This is a genomic window from Streptomyces sp. NPDC031418 (assembly GCF_055581605.1).
This window is the reverse complement of the sequence record NZ_JBVIJC010000018.1, coordinates 22,147-39,774: the sequence shown is the minus strand read 5'-3', so window position 1 is coordinate 39,774 and position 17,628 is coordinate 22,147. Positions and strand designations below refer to the sequence as shown.

Below are 17,628 nucleotides of genomic sequence, written 5' to 3'. Positions count from 1 at the left end.
CTTGGCGGACCCGGCAAGGGCACACGGCACCCGCACCGGCCCGGCGACCCCGGCAAGGGCGCACCGCACCCGCACCGGAACCCGCCCGGCCGCCACCCCCGTCACTCGGGACCCCCGTGTGCGAGGACCGAGCGGTCGAAGCGGTCGCGGGCGAGGTAGAGCAGCGCGGCGGCGAGCGCGGCGACCCCCGCCGCCACGCCCTGCCCGGCCGCGGTGAACGGCACCGGCACCCGGTCGCCGCCGCCCGGTGCCCCGCCTGCCGCCAGCAGCAGCACGGCCCAGGCCCCGCCGGTGAGCGAGGGGGCGAGGACGGGGCCGAGCCGGGGCGTCAGCGCGAGCCCGGTCGCGGTGAGCGCGAGCGAGGGCAGCAGCCAGCCGAGCGCGCCCAGCCCGAAGCCCGGCAGGAACAGCGTGGCCAGCCCGGTCAGGCCCAGCCCGGCGACGAGCACGGCGACCGTGCGGATCATCAGCAGCCGGAAGCCGTGCAGCGGCGCGACGACCGCCATCTCGTACGTCGGGTCCAGCGCGGGCCCGTAGGAGAGGGCGACCCCGGCGAGCGGCAGCAGCGGCGCCACGGCCAGGAAGAGCCGGTCCGAGTGCGCGGAGTGCGCGGTGAGCACCGACAGCGCCAGCAGCAGCGACACCGCGGTGAGCCAGGAGCGGCGCAGCACCGGGGTCGCGGCCAGCAGCCGGGCCGTGTGGTCGGCGGCCCCGAGCCGTACCAGCAGCCGCTCCAGCAGGCCAGGGCGCGGCGCGTCCAGCTCCGCGTCCAGCCGCGCCCAGCCCGCGTCCAGCGCCTCCGGGTCCGCGGCCTCGGCCAGCACCGACCGGCAGCGCGCGCAGCCGGCGAGATGGGTGTCGGCGGACCACAGCAGCGGGGCCACCAGCTCGCCGCGCGCATAGGCCCGCAACTCCTCCGACCCGAGATGCCAGGTCGCCCCGGCGCCTTCGGCCATGTCCCGGCTCATGCCAGCGCCTCCCGCAGTTGCTTCCGGGCGCGCATCGCCCGTGTCTTGACCGTGCCCGGGGGGATCCCGAGCAGGACGGCCGCCTCCCGCGTGGTCAGGCCGTCGACCACCGTCGCCTGGAGCACCGCCCGCAGCTCCGGGGAGAGCCGGACCAGCGCGCCCGCCAGATCCCCGTGCTCCACCCCGGCCAGCACCCGCTCCTCGGCGGACACCTCGTCCCGGTGGCGCAGCCGGGCCAGCGCCTGCCGCAGCCGGCCGCGGGCCCCGTCGCCGCGCAGCGCGTCGACCAGCCGGCGCGCCGCGATCCGCCACAGCCATCCGGCGGCGTCCGGGGCGGACCCGTCCTCGCGGTAGCGGGCCTTGCCCCGCCAGATGCCGAGGAACGTCTCCTGTACGACGTCGTCCACGAGGCCGGGGTCGGCGCAGCGGCCGCGCAGCCGCGCGGTCAGCCAGGGCGCGTACCGCCGGTACAGCTCCTCGAACGCGCGCCGGTCCCGGTCCGCCGCGATGGCCCGCAGCAGCTCCCCGTCGCTTCTCGTCTCGCTCACATCTCCTCATCGGACCGGACCGGCTGATCGGTTCACGGAACCACCGGGCAATTTCGGCTTGACTTCCGACCCCCGCTCCCACCACCCTTTCACTACTCAATTAGTGAAAGGGTGGTGGAGCGGGTGGTCGAGTACCGCATCGACCGGCACAGCGGGGTCGCCACCTACATGCAGATCGTCCAGCAGACCAAGCAGGCCATCCGGCTGAACCTGCTGGTGCCGGGCGACCGGCTGCCCACGGCCCGCGAGGTGGTCGAGGCCACCGCGATCAACCCCAACACCGTCCTCAAGGCCTACCGCGAACTGGAGCGGGAGGGCCTGGTCGAGGCGCGGCGCGGACTCGGCACCTTCGTGCGCCGGACGCTGGGCACCGCCCCGGCCGACTCCCCGCTCCGCACCGAGCTGGCGGACTGGGCCCGGCGCGCCCACGCGGCGGGCCTGGAGCGCGAGGACGTGGTTGCGCTCTTCACCGCCGTACTCGACACGCACTTCCAGGGAGAACAGTCATGAGCGGCACCGCGATCGAGGCGGAAGGCCTCGGCAGGCGCTTCGGACGCCGGGGAGGCTGGGGCCTGCGCGACTGCGCCTTCCGGCTCCCCACCGGGCGGGTGTGCGCGCTCGTCGGGCCGAACGGCGCCGGCAAGTCCACCCTCCTCGCCCTCGCCGCCGGACTGCTCCCGCCCACCGAGGGCCGGCTCCGGGTGCTCGGCACGACCCCCGCCGCGGCCCGCCCCCGGGTCGGCTTCGTCGCCCAGGACAAGCCCCTGTACCCGCAGCTCACCGTCGCCGAGACACTGCGCATGGGCGCCGACCTCAACCCGGAGCGCTGGGACGCGGACCTCGCCGCGCGCGTGGTCGCCGCCGGCGACCTCGACCCCGGCACCCGGATCCGCTCCCTCTCCGGCGGCCAGCGCACCCGCGTCGCGCTCGCCCTCGCCCTCGGCAAACGGCCCGGACTGCTGCTCCTGGACGAACCGATGGCCGACCTCGACCCGCTGGCCCGGCACGACCTCATGGGCACGCTGATGTCCCAGGCCGCCCAGTACGGCACCACCATCGTGATGTCCTCGCACGTCGTCGCCGAGCTGGAGGACTCCTGCGACCATCTGCTGCTGGTCGGCGGCGGACGGATACGGCTGGCCGGGGAGATCGACGACCTGCTCGCCGCCCACCGCCGGGTCTCCGGCGCCGCCTCCGCCGACCTCGGCGCGCACACCGTGGTGGAGTCCCGGGTCACCGGCCGCCAGCTGAGCGCGCTGCTCCGCCCCACCGGACCGCTCCCCGCCGACTGGCGCACCACGGTGCCCTCGCTGGAGGAACTGGTCCTCGCCCATCTCCGCAACCCCGAGGCGCCGAGCCTCACCCAGGAGTGCGCCGCATGACCACCGCGACCATCGCCCCCGCCCGCACCACCCCGGCCCGCCCCCGCCAGGCCCGCTGGCTGCTGCGCCTGCACCGCCCCGCCCTGTACACCTGGGCGGCCCTGGTCGTCGCCCTGGCCGCCGCGCTGCTCGCGCTGCACGGCCCGCTCGCCGACGCGGCCGCCGACGGCTGGCGGCAGTACAACGCCTGTACGACCCCCCGCTGCCGGTACGACCAGTCGGCGATCATCCGCTACAAGGACGCCTACAACTGGCTCACCTACGCCCTGGACGCGCTGCCCCTCCTGGTCGCCGCCTGGGCGGGCGCCACGCTGACCGCCCGGGAACTGGAGACCGGCACCGCCCGGCTGGCCTGGACCCAGGCCGCCTCCCCCGCCCGCTGGCTCGCCGTACGGCTGGCCGTCCCCGCGGTCCTCGTCACCGCCGGCACCTCGCTGCTGTTCTGGCTGCACCGCCTCGCCTGGGAAGCGGGCCGGGGCCGTATCGACACCCGCAAGAGCTGGTACGACATCTGGACCTTCCACGCCAACGGCCCCACCATCGCCGCCCTGGCCCTCGCCGGGCTCGCGGCCGGCGCGCTGGCGGGCCTGCTGGTCCGCCGTACGCTGCCCGCGCTCGCCCTCGGCACGGCGGTCACCCTCGGTGTGCAGAGCCTCGCCCAGCAGCTGATGCCGCACCTGTGGCCCACGGTCACCCAGGTCAGCGACCTGAAGGCGGGCGGCCCCACAGGCGTGGGCATCTCCCTCGGCCAGGGCCTGGTCACCCGCACCGGCGCCCGGCTCCCGCTGCCGGACTGCCTCAGCGAGACCCAGTGCGACGCCGCCCTGCGCCGGGCGCACGCCGTCGGCTACTTCAACACCTACCACCCCGCCTCGCACTACTGGCCGCTCCAGCTCCTCACCACCGCGCTGCTCCTCACCGCCGCCGCCCTGCTGGCGCTCGCCTCCTTCCGCGTGCTGCGCCGCCTCACCTCGTGAGCGCGGCCGGCGGCAACCCGCCGCCGGCCCCTCGGGAGCCGCCCCCCGCTATCCCGCACGTCATGTCGCCGTAACCAGTGATTCAGCCGGGCTTGCGACGCTCGGCCAATGAAGCCCGCCGTGCCTGAGCCTTCGCCGCCCCCCGAGGGGCCGGTGCCGAACGGGGTGGTGCCGCTGCCGCCCGCACGTTCCGACGCGCCTGTGATGCCCTCGGCGCGGAAGAATGGGTTCATGAGTCAGCAAGAAGCCCAGGCACCGGTCCAGCCCGCCCAGCCCCCCGTGGGCTCCATAGCCGCTCACCGCCCGCACACCGTGGCGGCGACCGTCTCCGACCTGGAACCCGACATCGACGCGGACCTCGACGCGTACGAGGAGTCCGCGACCGGCGGCACCCCCCTGCCGCAGGGCCGGTTCCTCGACCGGGAGCGCAGCTGGCTCGCCTTCAACGAGCGGGTGCTGGAGCTGGCCGAGGACCCGGACACCCCGCTGCTGGAGCGCGCCAACTTCCTCGCGATCTTCGCCAGCAACCTGGACGAGTTCTTCATGGTCCGGGTCGCCGGCCTGAAGCGCCGTATCGCCACCGGGGTGGCCACCCGGTCCGCCTCCGGGCTCCAGCCACGCGAGGTCCTGGAGATGATCTGGGCCCGCTCGCGCGAGCTGATGGCCCGGCACGCCGCCTGCTACCACGAGGACGTCGCCCCCGCGCTCGCGGAGGAGGGCATCCACCTGGTCCGCTGGAACGAGCTGACCGACAAGGAGCAGGCCAGCCTGTTCACGCTGTTCCGGCACCGCATCTTCCCCGTGCTCACCCCGCTGGCCGTCGACCCGGCGCACCCCTTCCCGTACATCTCCGGCCTGTCCCTGAACCTGGCCGTGATCGTGCGCAACCCGGTCAGCGGCCACAAGCACTTCGCGCGTGTGAAGGTGCCGCCGCTGCTGTCCCGCTTCCTGGAGAGCAGCCCCGGCCGGTACGTCCCCGTCGAGGACGTCATCGCCGCGCACCTGGAAGAGCTGTTCCCCGGCATGGAGGTGCTGGAGTCCCACGCCTTCCGGCTCACCCGCAACGAGGACCTGGAAGTGGAGGAGGACGACACCGAGAACCTCCTCCAGGCCCTGGAGAAGGAACTGATGCGGCGCCGCTTCGGGCCGCCGGTGCGCCTGGAGGTCGAGGAGTCCATCGACCGCGAGGTGCTGGACCTGCTGGTCCGCGAGCTGAAGATCTCCGAGGCGGAGGTCTACCCGCTGCCCGGCCCGCTGGACCTCACCGGCCTCTTCCGCATCCACAGCCTCGACCGGCCGGAACTGAAGTACCGGAAGTTCGTCGCCGGCACCCACCGCGACCTCGCCGAGGTCGAGTCCGCGTCGGCCCCCGACATCTTCGCCGCCCTGCGCGCCCGGGACGTCCTGCTGCACCACCCGTACGACAGCTTCTCCACCTCCGTGCAGGCCTTCCTGGAGCAGGCGGCGGCCGACCCGGACGTCCTCGCCATCAAGCAGACCCTGTACCGCACCTCCGGCGACTCCCCCATAGTCGACGCGCTCATCGACGCCGCCGAGTCCGGCAAGCAGGTCCTGGTCCTGGTCGAGATCAAGGCCCGCTTCGACGAGCACGCCAACATCAAGTGGGCGCGCAAGCTGGAGGAGGCCGGCTGTCACGTCGTCTACGGCCTGGTCGGCCTGAAGACCCACTGCAAGCTGTCCCTGGTGGTCCGCCAGGAGGGCGACACCCTGCGCCGCTACAGCCACGTCGGCACCGGCAACTACCACCCGAAGACCGCCCGGCTGTACGAGGACCTCGGCCTGCTCACCGCCGACCCGCAGGTCGGCGCGGACCTCTCCGACCTCTTCAACCGGCTGTCCGGCTACTCGCGCCGCGAGACCTACCGCCGGCTGCTGGTGGCCCCCAAGTCGCTGCGCGACGGCCTGGTCTCGCGGATCGACAAGGAGGTCCAGCACCACCGCGCGGGCCGCCCGGCCTTCGTCCGCATCAAGGTCAACTCGATGGTGGACGAGGCGGTCATCGACGCCCTCTACCGCGCGTCCCAGGCGGGCGTGCCGGTGGACGTCTGGGTGCGCGGCATCTGCGCGATCCGCCCCGGTGTCGCGGGCCTGTCGGAGAACATCCGGGTCCGCTCCGTCCTCGGCCGCTTCCTGGAGCACTCCCGGGTCTTCGCCTTCGGCAACGGCGGCGAGCCCGAGGTGTGGATCGGCAGCGCCGACATGATGCACCGCAACCTCGACCGCCGGATAGAGGCCCTGGTCCGGGTCGTCGACCCCGGCCACCGCGCAGCCCTCAACCGGCTGCTGGACACCGGCATGTCCGACTCCACCGCCTCCTGGCACCTCGGCCCGGACGGCGAGTGGACGCGACACGCGACCGACGCGGACGGCCAACCCCTGCGCAACGTCCAGGAGATGCTCATAGACGCCCGGAGGCGCCGGCGTGGCACAGCAACACCTTGACCCGACGGACCCCGCGGCCGGGGTGGTGACCGGGGACGCCCTCGCGGCGTATCTGCGCACCCAGGCCACGGAGTTCCTCCGCGCGCTGCGCCTGCACCGGGAGACCGGCGGCGGCGCGGCCGGCGGCACGGAGGAGACCGTCGACGCGGCCCTGCTGCTGCGCCGCTCGGCCCGTCGTATCAGCGCCAGCCTGCACACCTTCCGCACCCTCCTCGACCCCGACTGGGCCGAGGAGATGCGGCCCGAACTGGCCTGGGTCTCCGGCACCCTGGCCCTGGAACACGCCTACGAGTCCCGCCTGGAGCGGCTGCTGCTGGCGCTGCACCGGCTGTCGGGGGCGACGGTGTTCCCGGCCCAGGCGATGGCGGACGGCCGCCCCGGAGGAGCCCAGGCCCTGGCCGACGGCCGGGCCGGAGGCGCCTCGGCCAAAGCTGCGGGCGCCTCGGCCACGGCCGCGCGGGCACTGGACACCGCCGTCGGCCCGGCCCGCGCCACAGCGGCCCCGGAGCGCGGCAACCTCACCGTGGGCGCGGCGAAGGCGGGCGCCCTCCTGGACCGCCAGCTCACCCTCGCCCGGACCAGGGCGCACTCCACGGCCCTCCAGGCCCTGGGCTCCAGCCGCTTCCACGCCGTGGCCGACAAGGTGGCCTTACTCGCCAGCGAGGTGCCGCTCACCGCCGGCGCCTCCGACACCGGCCTGCACCCCCTGGCCAGGGCCGCCGAGGAACGCCTCACGGACGCCGTCGTCGCCCTGCCCCTGGTCACCGCCGGCCACCCCTACAACGCGGAGGCCCTGGTCCACGGCCTGTCCCCGGACCCGTCCCCGCACCCCCAGGACGGCCCCTGGCACCAGGTCCGCCTGCTGCTGCGCCTGCACCGGTACGCCCAGGAGGTGCTGCACGGCGGCAACACCCCGGTGGACGTACGGCTGCTGACCGCGGGCCGGGCCCTGAACCGGCACCGGGACGCCTCGGAGGCGGCGGCCGCGGCGGCCCAGGCGGCCCGCACCCCGCGGATCGCCCCGGCGACGGCCTACGCCCTCGGCGTCCTCCACGCCGACCAGCGGCACGAGGTCGAGGCGGCCAGGTTCGCCTTCCAGCAGGCCTGGCAGAAGCAGACGGTCGGCACTCCCTAGACAGGAGGCGGTGTGAACGACACCCCGGTCCGGGCGGCGGGCTGCGTCCTGTGGCGCCGCTCGCCCCTCACCGGCGAGCTGGAGATCTGCCTGGTCCACCGACCCAAATATGACGATTGGTCGCATCCGAAAGGCAAGCTCAAGCGGGGCGAGGACGCGCTCGCGGGCGCCCTGCGCGAGGTCGCCGAGGAGACCGGCTACACGGCGCGGCCCGGCCCCGAGCTGCCCACCCTGCACTATCTGGCGGGCGGCCGCCCGAAGCAGGTGCGGTACTGGGCGGCCGAGGCGGTCTCCGGCCACTTCACGCCGAACGCCGAGGTCGACCGGGTCCGCTGGCTCTCCCCGGAGGAGGCCCGCGCCCGGCTCACCCAGCCCCGCGACCGGGACCTGGTGGACGCCTTTCACAGCTCGGCGGCGTGATGCTCCGCGTCCGTACGCGCCTGGCTGCGGGCTCTGCGGGCGGGGCCGCGCCAGCCGCAACTGCACCGGGCCACACAGAAACGGCCCTGTTCCATCGTCGAGGTGAGGTGCTCCTGCCCCTGTCGGACCCGCTCCGGCCCGTCCTCCTGCGCCACCCCGACAACGTTACCCACCCGAGGTAAAAGGCTCGTACGGTCGTATGCCTTTTGCTCCTCCCCCCGTACCGACGGCGCGTGACGGCACCCCCTACCGGTCGTTAACCGGTCGACAGGTGGGCCCGTGACGGACGTACCCGGCTGGGGGTAGGCAGGCGATGGATCGGCGGCAGCGGTGGCGCGCGGGCAGGACGGTCCTCGCCCTGGGGATCGTGCTGGGCCTCGGATCGGGCACCTCGGGCTGTTCCGGCAGCGGCGCCGCCGCCGAGGCCGCCAAGGGCGCCGGCGACCCGGTGCCCCTGCTGCACCGGGCGGCCGACAACCTCGCCGGAGCGGGCACGTCGAAGGCCACCACCTCCATGGAGATGGCCACCGGCGGCACCCGGGTCACCATCCGCGGCAAGGGCGTCTACGACTACCGGCGCCACCTCGGCCGGCTCACCGTCGTCCTGCCCGAGGACCCGGCCGGCGCCCCGGAACACCGGCCCATCACCGAGCTGCTGGCGCCGGGCGCGCTGTTCATGAAGAACCGCGGCGCCGGGGTGCCGGCCGACAAGTGGGTGCGGGTGGACACCGCCGGCCTCTCCGACGGCAACCTGGTGACCGGCGGCGCGACCGACCCGTACACGGCGGCGGAGGTGCTGCGCGGGACGCGCGAGGCGACGTACCTGGGCCCGGCCGAGGTCGCCGGGACCGCGGTACGGCACTACCGGGGCACGGCGGACCTGGCCCGCGCCGCCCGGTACGCGGGCCCGCCCGACCGGGCGGCGCTCGCCGCCGCGGCGAAAGGGTTCGCCACGGCCGAGGTGCCGTTCGACGCCTATCTGGACGACCAGGGCCGGATCCGCAAGCTCAGGCAGCGCTTCAGCTTCGTCAACGGCCGGCAGCAGACGCCCGTGGCGGTCGCCTCGACGACCCTGCTGTACGACTTCGGCAGCCCCGCCGACGTACGGCTTCCGGCCGGCCGGGACATCTACGCGGGCCGGATCGCGGAGGACGACGAAGGGGACGGCGCCAGAGGTGGGTCCCGGGGCCGCGACTAGTCCGTGCCGCCACCCCCTACTAGCCCGTCCGTGCCATGCGCGGTGCGTAGGGAGCTCCCTACCCTAGGAAGCGGTGACGGCAGAGAAGAGGTGAGACGAGTGGCTCCGGTCGGCGGCACGGCGGTTCAGGACCACGTGGCCCTCGCCGAGATCGAGCTGTGCGGAGAGCTGATCATCGCGGCCTCGGCCGCCGAGGACCGGCTCAGCCCGGAGCGCATCGACCAGGTGCTCCGCGTCTCGGAGGACCGCCCCGCCCCCCAGCAGCCGGTTTCAGCCACCCGCTGACGCCTCGGCTCAGGTGCGCAGCAGCCGCCCGATCGCCTTGGTCGCCTCTTCCACCTTCGCCTCGATCTCGTCCCCGCCCTTCAGCGCCGCGTCGGCGACACAGTGCCGCAGATGCTCCTCCAGCAGCTGGAGCGCGAACGACTGGAGCGCCTTGGTGGAGGCGGAGACCTGGGTGAGTATGTCGATGCAGTAGGTGTCCTCGTCCACCATGCGCTGCAACCCGCGGATCTGCCCCTCGATCCGGCGCAGCCGCTTGAGGTGCTCGTCCTTCTGCTTGTGGTAGCCGTGCGTGGTGGCGTGCGTGGCGCCGGCCTCGGTCGTCGTCATCGCGGGCCTCCGTCCAGGGACGAGCAATTGTGAACACATACCCCCATTGGGTATATGGTAACCAACTTCGCGGGGTAGGGACCCCTTGGTACGCCCCCGTGCTGATCACTGTGCCTGATGGGCGACACTGGGGGACGGCCCATTAGCCGTGGCCGGATGATGCGCCTAGCATCAGCCTGACCGAAACCGAAGCACCCCGAGGACCACACGTGCGCTTTCGTCTGACCCCCAGGGAGACGAGCTTCTACGACATGTTCGCCGCATCCGCGGACAACATCGTCACGGGCTCGAAACTCCTGATGGAACTGCTCGGGGCGGACTCGTCCGCCCGGGCCGAGATCGCAGAGCGTATGCGGGCCGCGGAACACGCAGGTGACGACGCCACGCATGCGATCTTCCACCAGTTGAACTCCTCGTTCATCACGCCGTTCGACCGCGAGGACATCTACGCCCTCGCCGGTTCCCTGGACGACATCATGGACTTCATGGAGGAGGCCGTCGACCTCGTCGTCCTCTACAACGTCGAGGAGCTGCCGAAGGGCGTCGAGCAGCAGATCGAGGTCCTCGCGCGCGCGGCCGAGCTGACCGCGGAGGCGATGCCGAACCTCCGCACGATGGACAACCTGACCGAGTACTGGATCGAGGTCAACCGCCTCGAGAACCAGGCCGACCAGATCCACCGCAAGCTGCTGGCCCACCTCTTCAACGGCAAGTACGACGCGATCGAGGTGCTCAAGCTCAAGCAGATCGTGGACGTCCTGGAAGAGGCGGCGGACGCGTTCGAGCACGTGGCGAACACGGTGGAGACCATCGCCGTCAAGGAGTCCTGAGGCGTCGATGGCCACCCTCGCCCTGGTCGTGACCATCGCGGTCGCGCTCCTCTTCACGTACACCAACGGCTTCCACGACTCGGCCAACGCGATCGCGACGTCCGTGTCGACCCGCGCCCTCACCCCGCGCGCCGCCCTCGCCATGGCGGCCGTGATGAACCTGGCCGGCGCCTTCCTCGGCTCCGGGGTCGCCAAGACGGTCAGCGAGGGCCTGATCGAGTCGCCCTCCGGCTCCACCGGCATGGGCATCCTCTTCGCCGCCCTCGTCGGCGCCATCGCCTGGAACCTGGTCACCTGGTACTACGGCCTGCCGTCCTCCTCCTCCCACGCGCTGTTCGGCGGCCTGGTGGGCGCGGCCCTGGCGGGCGGTACGGCGGTCCACTGGAACGGCGTCGTCGACAAGATCATCATCCCGATGATCCTGTCCCCCGTGGTCGGCCTGATCATCGGCTATCTGGCGATGCTGGCGATCATGTGGCTGTTCCGCCGCGCCAACCCGCACAAGGCGAAGCGGGGCTTCCGCATAGCGCAGACGGTGTCGGCGGCCGGCATGGCCCTCGGTCACGGCCTCCAGGACGCCCAGAAGACGATGGGTGTCGTGGTGATGGCCCTGGTGATCTCCGGCCACACCACCTTCGGCGCCCCGATCCCGGTCTGGGTGAAGATCGTCTCGGCGGTCATGCTGTCGCTCGGCACCTACGCCGGCGGCTGGCGCATCATGCGCACCCTCGGCCGCAAGATCATCGAGCTGGACCCGCCGCAGGGCTTCGCCGCGGAGGCCACCGGCGCGTCGATCATGTTCGGTACGGCGTTCCTCTTCAAGGCGCCGATCTCCACCACCCATGTCATCACCTCGGCGATCATGGGCGTCGGCGCGACCAAGCGGGTCAACGCGGTCCGCTGGGGCGTGGCCAAGAACATCGTCCTGGGCTGGTTCATCACCATGCCGGCAGCAGCCCTGGTGGCAGCCGCGTCCTTCGGCATCCTCAAACTGACGGTGCTGTAACGCCTCTCGCACACACCTGACCCACCCGCCCCAAATCGACCTGGAGGCGGGTGGGCTGCTTTCTGGGCTTTATGGCCCCCGGCCATCACTCCCCATACTGCGGATACCAGGTACGCCTCGCCGCGACCTGCTCGCCACTCAGCTCCGGCACCGCAAGATCCCCAGTGACCAGCACATCCTGGTTGCACCAGGACCCACCCAACTCCACGACCCAGCCGCCCGGCTCCATCACCCAGTCGGCGTCGGCGAGCTTCACGACGACACCGCTCCCGCAGATGAACGCCCGGGACGCCTGCGACACGATCCACTCGGCCTTCCTGGTCTCGCTCACCCCGTCACCGTGGCACCGCCCCGCCATCCGCCACAGCACCCGCCACCCGACCCCGGGGGTCAGTGGCCCCACATAGGCCACCTGACGGTCGTCCACAAGGACGGAGGAGTAGCCGAAGACGGGCCCGAACAGCGAGAAGACGGTCACCCTCCCCCGCCCCTTGGCTCCCTCGGCAGTCGCCATGAGAACTCCCTTTTTGCCACCTGGCGTCCGGAATTTCCGAGGGCCGGACTCTAGCGGTGGGCACTGACAACGCCCGGTGTCAGCAGCAGGGGCCGTCGCCGCAGCAGGCCGGCTCGTTGCACTCCGCCTTGGCGCCCCACAGGGACTCGTCGACCTCGTAGCCGTGGGCCCGGATCCTGGACACCACGTCCGCCATCGTGGCGCGATCCCGGTAGCGGGACTTGGGGGCATGGTGGATGAACCGGCCGTACCGGGTCAGGCAGAACTCGGCGTACTCCTCCGTATGCAGCATGAACGTGTGCCAGCCCGGATCCACGACCCTGGACGGCGACATCGCCTCGCCGGTCACACCCATGACATCCACGAACGCCAGCGCCTCGCTCATGATCCGCTCGGCCAGGGAACGCTCATACCCGTACTCCTCGGCGCAGAAGTCCGTCATCCGCTCGAACAACTCGGGCGCCACGAGATCCCGGCCGCGACGCGAGGCGACGGCCGTCCTGTCAGGAGCCACAGTCATAGAGTTTCCTCCCCTTCTTCCATGTGATCCGATCCGTCACGTCAGTGCGCCTGCTGCTGGTGTCGACGCAGCAGCACATTGGCGTCGGTCACAGCGCTGAGATTTCCGCAGGAGCGTGCGTTCGTCCGCTCGACGGCCAGGGACAGGCACGTCGGGCAACTCGGCCTGGGCGACGGCTCGCCGACCAACACCAGCCCGTACTCGTCGCTCTCCATGGCCCCATCTTCGACAGGCCAGGGACACCGCTCTAGTCGGTTTCCTGTTCCCTCAAGAACTCATCCCGGACGTCTTCGACCAAGCTCCGCATGGCATCCCCGGAAATGGCGACGCGGGCAAACTGCTCGAATTTCTCGACGTAGAGGGCGACATCTCGCGGATCGGTCACCGCCAGCTCCGCATGCACGGTCTCCACCGTCACCACCCGATCATCCTTGATCGAGAAGGAGTGGCTGGGGAAATCAGTCTGCCGCGCGGACAGCGGCACAATCCTCAGATCGACGCTGGGAAGTCGCGAAACGGAAATGATCCTGTCGAGCTGTCCGGCCATCATCAGTGGTGGGACGATTCTCCACCGCAGTACCGACTCAGTGACAACGAAGCGAAGCCGCCGACCCGGCTCGTACAGAATGCTCTGCCTCGCGAGCCGTGCCCCTACCGCCCGGGCAAGCTGGTCCGCAGTGAGACCTTTACGACCGAGGACGGCCTGGATGTATTCCGGTGTTTGCAGAAGACCCGGCACAAGCGCGGGCTGAAAGAGCCGCAGCAGAGTCGTACGGGCTTCGATCGCCTGGATCTGCTGCTGCTTCCGGTGATATCCGAGCCGCCGGTACAGACGCCAGGCCGTCGCCTCCGTCGCCGCTGCCCGAGCGGCCGTCATGTACTCGGCCTTGACGTCCTCGGAGACACCCAAGGCGGTAAGGATCTGTTCCACGTCCACGACGCTCGGCATGATGCCGCCGTTCTCGATCTTGGACAGCTTGGAACCGGACATGGCCGCTCTGCGGGCGACGGTCTTGGCTTCCTTTCCGGATGCCTGCCGCAGCGCCCGCAGAGCGGAACCCAGCTCGCCCTTGTTCACTCTCCGTGCCGTGCCCACCATTCCGTGAACGGAACGGCGTGCGCCAGCGCCGTGTCGCGGTAGGCCCGGAGTTCAGCCAGCCCTTCCTCCTCCGCGAACGCACTCCCGAGATACTTCCCTGCGCGGTCGTACGCCATCACTGCCGCAGAGGTGTCGTCGAACATCCAGAAGTCGGGCGCATCAGGGATCGGGTTCGCCTGCTCGGTGGTGTCGAGGATGAAGAACTCCTCACCGGCGGCCATGTTGCGCCGGTATCCCCAGGACAACTCGAACCGGAGATAGTCGCTGAGCGGGCGGGACAGTACATGCACGCGGTACACACGCTTACCCGCCCTGGTGGCCTCCCCGACCGTTGTCAGCCATGCGGCCGTCTTGTACGACTCCGGCTGCTCCTGCCCTGCCAGGAAGGCCTGGTAGGCCTCGACACCGCCCGACTGGCTGTAGTCGTCGAACGTCTCCAGCCGGAACGCTTCGCGCTCGAACACGGTGAACCATTCTCCGAGCGTCCGGCTAGACGAGGTGGTCACGGACAGCCTTTCGGATCAGTGCGACGGGGATCTCCACGAGGGCCTCGTGCGCCGGAACGTCCCGACCGTGGTCGGCCAGCAGGGCGCCCTGCACCACCAAGGTCCCCCGGTCGGTGGCATACAGCGTCGGACACTCGCCTTCATCGCAGTCCCCCACCAGCCGAGTCAGCTTCACCACCGCAGGCTCCTCCCACATGTGGACCGGTCGTCACCACTGATCGTCCCGACCCCGTCCCACGCCCGGCAAGAGCCCTCGGTTTCCGCTTCTGGAAACCGTCAACGAACTGCGTCCGCGCCTCCGGCTTCCGCCAGGTACCGGAGGAAGTCCGCCCAGGAGACGGGGGCGATGGTGAGGTGAGCCATGGCGGGGCTCTTGGAGTCTCGGATATGGAGCCCTGCGCGAGTGGTCGCTATCTCGACGCAGTTGGCGGCTTCCGCGCTGTACGTGGACTTCTGCCAGGTGACCTCGGACATGGCGGCTCCTCAAAGTTCCTTTGCGATACGGCGGATGAGATCCCGGGACTCGGGTTCGGGCAGAGCACGCGACTCCATGCGGTCCAGTACCGACCGATAGCGGTGCAACTGTGCCTCCGCGTCCAGGAACTCGCAGCCGTGGTCCGTGTCCAGGACGACCGTGTCGAGTTGTGGAACCGGCCCGGTCGCGTAGGTGATCGGCTGGCCGGAGGCGGGAAAACCGGTCTGTCCGAACGGCAGCACGAGCACGGTGATCGTGGGCTCGTCGCTCATTTCCAGGAGGTGGCGAAGCTGAGCACGGGCAATCTCGGCACCGCCGAATCCCATGCGCAGCGCGGCCTCATGGACGATGGCCGTGTAACGGGTGGGGGTGTCTTCGAACAGAACCATCTGCCGCTTCACGCGGTAGGAGACGCGATGCTCGATCTCGTACGGGCGAAGCGGCGGTACGGCTTCTCGCATGGTGGCGCGGGCGTGCTCCGGTGTCTGGAGCAAGCCAGGCATGTGAACAGTGACAGCCACCCGCATCGTCACGGCATGGTGTTCGAGTTCGGCGAGGTCCAGCAGGCCGGCCGGCAGGTTGCCGCGATACTCCTCCCACCACCCCCGCGTCCGCGCACCCGTCATGCCGGCGAGCGCGTCGACATACGCCTCGTCGGCGCAGCTGTAGTTGCGGGCCAGTGTGCGCACACGATCGGCACTCACCGCGTAGCGCCCGGCCTCGATGTTGCTGATCCGGGCTTGCGGAGCGCCGAGGAGCGCGGCAGCCGCCGTTGACGTGAGTCCGGCACGTTCTCGGAGCTTGCGCAGCTCGGCACCCAGGCGCTGCTGGCGAAGGGTCGCGGTAGGGGCGGGCGGCATGGCGGCGTTCTCCTCGACACGGGCCTTCTACGTCACTCACACGGGTGGCAATTGGTAGATCTTCTACGATTCCATGGAATACCTACCAGCGCCCTCGCTATGTTATCTGCGTCAGCCGCCCAACTCCTCCCGCTCCTCAGCCGGAAGCGCACCCACAGAGGCAAGCCACCGCAGGGCGAAGCAGTTGCGCGAAGCCAAGTTCCCTTCTCTGGACGGAGGTCTTCATGGGCACCGTATCCCTGCCCGACACCTGGGTGTACGCCCTTCGCCTGCCTCACGATCCCCGAGCAGTGCGCGTCGCACGGGTGACCGCCCGGGCCATCCTGAACGAGCACGGCAGAAACGAAGTTCTCGACCCTGTCGAACTGTTGACGTCCGAGCTGGTCACCAACTCCTACCGGCACACCGACGGCCCCGCTTCCCTTCGGCTCACCGCCCTCAGCGACGGGCGGATCCGGGTGGGCGTGTGGGACAGCCACCCCCGCGTACCCGCCCCTTTCGGTGCGCCGCCCCGGGATCGGGTTCCGCCTGCACCGGTCGGCGCCGAAGCGGGGCGGGGGCTGCACCTCGTACAGGAATGCGCCGACGCGTGGGGCGGGTGGCCGCTCGGTGACAGCCCGTTGGATCGGGGGGCGGGGAAGCTGCTGTGGTTCGAGGTGGGTGGGCAGCAGGCCGGAAGAGCACGGCCCACCCTGGACTGACAACGCCGGCTGGTCAGTGCACCAGCAGGTCGATCACCCCCGTCAGATCCTCCTCGCCGCTGCCCTCGGCCAGGCGGCGGCGCATCAGGTCGAAATAGGGGGTGAGCAGGTGCGGGCTGACGCCCTGTTCCTCGGCTGTGGTCAGGAAGGTCGGTGTGCCGGCCACCTGCATGGCGAGGTTGGAGACGACGCCCTCGGTGTAGTCGCCGCTGCGCAGATGGGCGGCGGTCTGGTGGACCGACGGGGCCATTGCGGCGAGCCAGTCGGCCAGCAGCGGGGCAAGGGACGCCGGGTCGATGTTCTCCTTGCGGATCAGTGCGAAGGCGTGTGCGGCGCCGGCGAACATCCCGTACATGGCGCTGAGCAGGGCCACGTCGTGCAGGGCCGCGAAGCCCGCGTCCTCGCCGACGTAGGTGGTGCCGGCGGGGACGGCCAGGGTCTCCTGGTGGCGCTCGAACAGCTCCCGCGAGCCGCTGTAGAAGACGTAGCCGCCGGCTTCGGGGACGCCGATCATCGGAGGGACGGCCATGATTCCGCCGTCCAGGTAGCGGGCGCCGCGCTCGCGGGCCCACGCGGCCCGGGCGCGGGCCTGGGCGGGGGTGCTGGTGGTCAGGTTGACCACGTCCTTGCCGGCCAGGTCGGTGTCGGCCAGCACCTCGTCGACCGAGGCGTCGTCCAGGAGACAGACGATGAGCAGGGTGGTCGCTGCGGCCGCCGCAGAGGCGTTGTCCGCGACCCGTGCGCCCTCGGCGGCGAGTGCCGTGGCGCGGGCCGGGGTGCGGTTCCAGACGGTGAGCGGGTGGCCGGCGGCGAGCCAGGTGCGGGCCAGCGCGGTGCCCATCGCGCCGAGGCCCAGCACAGTGACGGGAGTCTTCTCAGCAGGGTTGCGTGTCATGCCGATTAGGCTCGTCACAGGGCCGGGGGTGATCAAGTACGCACTTGGTTGTGGGTGGTTACCCCGGGGTGAGCGAGCACGTCGGAAGGGTGGGGGCATGACGACGCTGAACCGGCCGGGCGCACCGGACGGACACGTCTGCGGGATCGACGCCGCGATGGAGGTGATCGGCGGCAAGTGGAAGGTGCTGATCCTCTGGGCGCTGCACGAGCACCCCCGCCGCCGCTTCGGCGAGCTGCGCCGGCTGCTTCCGGGGATCACCGAGAAGGTGCTGGCCTCCCATCTGCGTGAGCTGGAGGCGGACGGCGTCGTACACCGCGTCTCCTACGACGAGGTGCCGCCCCGCGTCGAGTACTCCCTGACCGCGGACGGGATGCGCCTCAACGACGCACTCGAGCCGCTGGCCGCCTGGGGACGCGAGCGCGGGGAACGCGCATAGCGCAAGGGGCCCGCCCCCGGGAGTCAGGGGCGGGCCCTCTTGCGACCTCGCGGTGGCACCGCCATGCAGCACCGCGAGGG

At 71.3% G+C, this 17,628-nt stretch carries 25 protein-coding genes; 12 read left to right on the top strand and 13 right to left on the bottom strand.

What is annotated here, in order from left to right; genetic code table 11:
• Positions 1-101 precede the first annotated feature (101 nt).
• The gene (locus ACZ5CZ_RS25780) at positions 102-968 is read right to left on the bottom strand and encodes a cupin domain-containing protein (protein WP_468946345.1); all 867 of its coding nucleotides are present in this window, start codon (positions 966-968) and stop codon (positions 102-104) included.
• Entirely contained in the window at positions 965-1,516 is a 552-nt protein-coding gene (locus tag ACZ5CZ_RS25775) for an RNA polymerase sigma factor (protein ID WP_385845514.1), read from the bottom strand. Before ACZ5CZ_RS25775 ends, ACZ5CZ_RS25780 begins: the two co-directional genes overlap by 4 nt.
• Before the next feature lie 123 nt (positions 1,517-1,639).
• Between ACZ5CZ_RS25775 and ACZ5CZ_RS25770 the strand changes: the two genes are divergently transcribed.
• The 6 genes from ACZ5CZ_RS25770 to ACZ5CZ_RS25745 all read left to right on the top strand — a co-directional run bounded on the left by ACZ5CZ_RS25770 (position 1,640) and on the right by ACZ5CZ_RS25745 (position 7,893).
• A complete protein-coding gene (locus ACZ5CZ_RS25770) occupies positions 1,640-2,026 on the top strand; it encodes a GntR family transcriptional regulator (RefSeq protein WP_385845689.1) in 387 nt (128 codons plus the stop codon).
• Positions 2,023-2,898, top strand: coding sequence for an ABC transporter ATP-binding protein (locus tag ACZ5CZ_RS25765; RefSeq protein WP_385845513.1), 876 nt, complete (start codon positions 2,023-2,025; stop codon positions 2,896-2,898). The genes ACZ5CZ_RS25770 and ACZ5CZ_RS25765 overlap by 4 nt, the downstream gene beginning before the upstream one ends.
• Complete coding sequence (locus tag ACZ5CZ_RS25760; RefSeq protein ID WP_385845512.1) at positions 2,895-3,875, top strand: ABC transporter permease; 981 nt, start codon at positions 2,895-2,897, stop codon at positions 3,873-3,875. The genes ACZ5CZ_RS25765 and ACZ5CZ_RS25760 overlap by 4 nt, the downstream gene beginning before the upstream one ends.
• A 108-nt stretch (positions 3,876-3,983) precedes the next feature.
• The gene (locus ACZ5CZ_RS25755; RefSeq protein ID WP_385845511.1) at positions 3,984-6,338 is read left to right on the top strand and encodes an RNA degradosome polyphosphate kinase; all 2,355 of its coding nucleotides are present in this window, start codon (positions 3,984-3,986) and stop codon (positions 6,336-6,338) included.
• Positions 6,319-7,473: a CHAD domain-containing protein gene (locus ACZ5CZ_RS25750; protein WP_468946341.1), complete on the top strand. Its 1,155-nt coding sequence runs from the start codon at positions 6,319-6,321 to the stop codon at positions 7,471-7,473. Before ACZ5CZ_RS25755 ends, ACZ5CZ_RS25750 begins: the two co-directional genes overlap by 20 nt.
• A 12-nt stretch (positions 7,474-7,485) precedes the next feature.
• Positions 7,486-7,893: an NUDIX hydrolase gene (locus ACZ5CZ_RS25745; RefSeq protein ID WP_385845509.1), complete on the top strand. Its 408-nt coding sequence runs from the start codon at positions 7,486-7,488 to the stop codon at positions 7,891-7,893.
• On the opposite strand, the gene ACZ5CZ_RS25740 is transcribed toward ACZ5CZ_RS25745, so the two are convergent.
• Entirely contained in the window at positions 7,875-8,048 is a 174-nt protein-coding gene (locus ACZ5CZ_RS25740; protein ID WP_385845508.1) for a hypothetical protein, read from the bottom strand. The two genes, ACZ5CZ_RS25745 and ACZ5CZ_RS25740, sit on opposite strands and share 19 nt — an antisense overlap.
• 158 nt (positions 8,049-8,206) lie before the next feature.
• Here ACZ5CZ_RS25740 and ACZ5CZ_RS25735 point away from each other — a divergent pair, with 158 nt between their 5' ends.
• Positions 8,207-9,091 (top strand): SCO4651 family lipoprotein, encoded by an 885-nt coding sequence (locus ACZ5CZ_RS25735; protein ID WP_468946338.1) that lies wholly within the window; start codon positions 8,207-8,209, stop codon positions 9,089-9,091.
• Between the two features lie 90 nt (positions 9,092-9,181).
• Positions 9,182-9,376, top strand: coding sequence for a hypothetical protein (locus ACZ5CZ_RS25730; protein WP_385845506.1), 195 nt, complete (start codon positions 9,182-9,184; stop codon positions 9,374-9,376).
• Positions 9,377-9,385: 9 nt separating this feature from the next.
• Here the strand turns inward: ACZ5CZ_RS25730 and ACZ5CZ_RS25725 are convergent, their stop codons facing one another.
• On the bottom strand, positions 9,386-9,703 hold the full coding sequence (locus ACZ5CZ_RS25725) for a metal-sensitive transcriptional regulator (RefSeq protein ID WP_385845505.1): 318 nt from the start codon (positions 9,701-9,703) through the stop codon (positions 9,386-9,388).
• 209 nt (positions 9,704-9,912) lie between these two features.
• Between ACZ5CZ_RS25725 and ACZ5CZ_RS25720 the strand changes: the two genes are divergently transcribed.
• A complete protein-coding gene (locus tag ACZ5CZ_RS25720; RefSeq protein ID WP_015493282.1) occupies positions 9,913-10,533 on the top strand; it encodes a DUF47 domain-containing protein in 621 nt (206 codons plus the stop codon).
• A 7-nt stretch (positions 10,534-10,540) separates the two neighbouring features.
• Positions 10,541-11,539, top strand: coding sequence for an inorganic phosphate transporter (locus ACZ5CZ_RS25715; RefSeq protein WP_468946335.1), 999 nt, complete (start codon positions 10,541-10,543; stop codon positions 11,537-11,539).
• A gap of 85 nt (positions 11,540-11,624) precedes the next feature.
• Here ACZ5CZ_RS25715 and ACZ5CZ_RS25710 read toward each other — a convergent pair whose 3' ends face one another.
• The 8 genes from ACZ5CZ_RS25710 to ACZ5CZ_RS25675 all read right to left on the bottom strand — a co-directional run bounded on the left by ACZ5CZ_RS25710 (position 11,625) and on the right by ACZ5CZ_RS25675 (position 15,513).
• Complete coding sequence (locus tag ACZ5CZ_RS25710; RefSeq protein ID WP_468946333.1) at positions 11,625-12,053, bottom strand: hypothetical protein; 429 nt, start codon at positions 12,051-12,053, stop codon at positions 11,625-11,627.
• Between the two features lie 79 nt (positions 12,054-12,132).
• Positions 12,133-12,573, bottom strand: a complete 441-nt coding sequence (locus ACZ5CZ_RS25705) for a glycine-rich domain-containing protein (protein ID WP_468946330.1) — start codon at positions 12,571-12,573, stop codon at positions 12,133-12,135.
• Between the two features lie 41 nt (positions 12,574-12,614).
• Positions 12,615-12,788: a hypothetical protein gene (locus ACZ5CZ_RS25700; protein WP_385845501.1), complete on the bottom strand. Its 174-nt coding sequence runs from the start codon at positions 12,786-12,788 to the stop codon at positions 12,615-12,617.
• Positions 12,789-12,820: 32 nt separating this feature from the next.
• A complete protein-coding gene (locus ACZ5CZ_RS25695) occupies positions 12,821-13,651 on the bottom strand; it encodes a helix-turn-helix domain-containing protein (RefSeq protein WP_468946327.1) in 831 nt (276 codons plus the stop codon).
• Complete coding sequence (locus ACZ5CZ_RS25690) at positions 13,648-14,136, bottom strand: DUF6879 family protein (RefSeq protein ID WP_468946324.1); 489 nt, start codon at positions 14,134-14,136, stop codon at positions 13,648-13,650. The genes ACZ5CZ_RS25695 and ACZ5CZ_RS25690 overlap by 4 nt, the downstream gene beginning before the upstream one ends.
• Positions 14,137-14,161: 25 nt before the next feature.
• Complete coding sequence (locus tag ACZ5CZ_RS25685; RefSeq protein WP_385845688.1) at positions 14,162-14,353, bottom strand: hypothetical protein; 192 nt, start codon at positions 14,351-14,353, stop codon at positions 14,162-14,164.
• Positions 14,354-14,454: 101 nt separating this feature from the next.
• Positions 14,455-14,652 (bottom strand): DUF397 domain-containing protein, encoded by a 198-nt coding sequence (locus tag ACZ5CZ_RS25680; RefSeq protein ID WP_385845498.1) that lies wholly within the window; start codon positions 14,650-14,652, stop codon positions 14,455-14,457.
• 9 nt (positions 14,653-14,661) lie between these two features.
• Positions 14,662-15,513 carry a helix-turn-helix domain-containing protein gene (locus ACZ5CZ_RS25675; protein ID WP_385845497.1) on the bottom strand — a complete coding sequence of 284 codons (852 nt, stop codon included), beginning with the start codon at positions 15,511-15,513 and terminating at the stop codon, positions 14,662-14,664.
• A gap of 224 nt (positions 15,514-15,737) precedes the next feature.
• Here ACZ5CZ_RS25675 and ACZ5CZ_RS25670 point away from each other — a divergent pair, with 224 nt between their 5' ends.
• Positions 15,738-16,214 carry an ATP-binding protein gene (locus tag ACZ5CZ_RS25670; protein WP_385845496.1) on the top strand — a complete coding sequence of 159 codons (477 nt, stop codon included), beginning with the start codon at positions 15,738-15,740 and terminating at the stop codon, positions 16,212-16,214.
• A gap of 13 nt (positions 16,215-16,227) precedes the next feature.
• On the opposite strand, the gene ACZ5CZ_RS25665 is transcribed toward ACZ5CZ_RS25670, so the two are convergent.
• The gene (locus ACZ5CZ_RS25665) at positions 16,228-17,109 is read right to left on the bottom strand and encodes an NAD(P)-dependent oxidoreductase (protein ID WP_468946320.1); all 882 of its coding nucleotides are present in this window, start codon (positions 17,107-17,109) and stop codon (positions 16,228-16,230) included.
• Between the two features lie 97 nt (positions 17,110-17,206).
• On the opposite strand from ACZ5CZ_RS25665, the gene ACZ5CZ_RS25660 reads away from it, so the two are divergent.
• Positions 17,207-17,548, top strand: coding sequence for a winged helix-turn-helix transcriptional regulator (locus tag ACZ5CZ_RS25660; protein WP_385845494.1), 342 nt, complete (start codon positions 17,207-17,209; stop codon positions 17,546-17,548).
• Positions 17,549-17,628 lie beyond the last annotated feature (80 nt).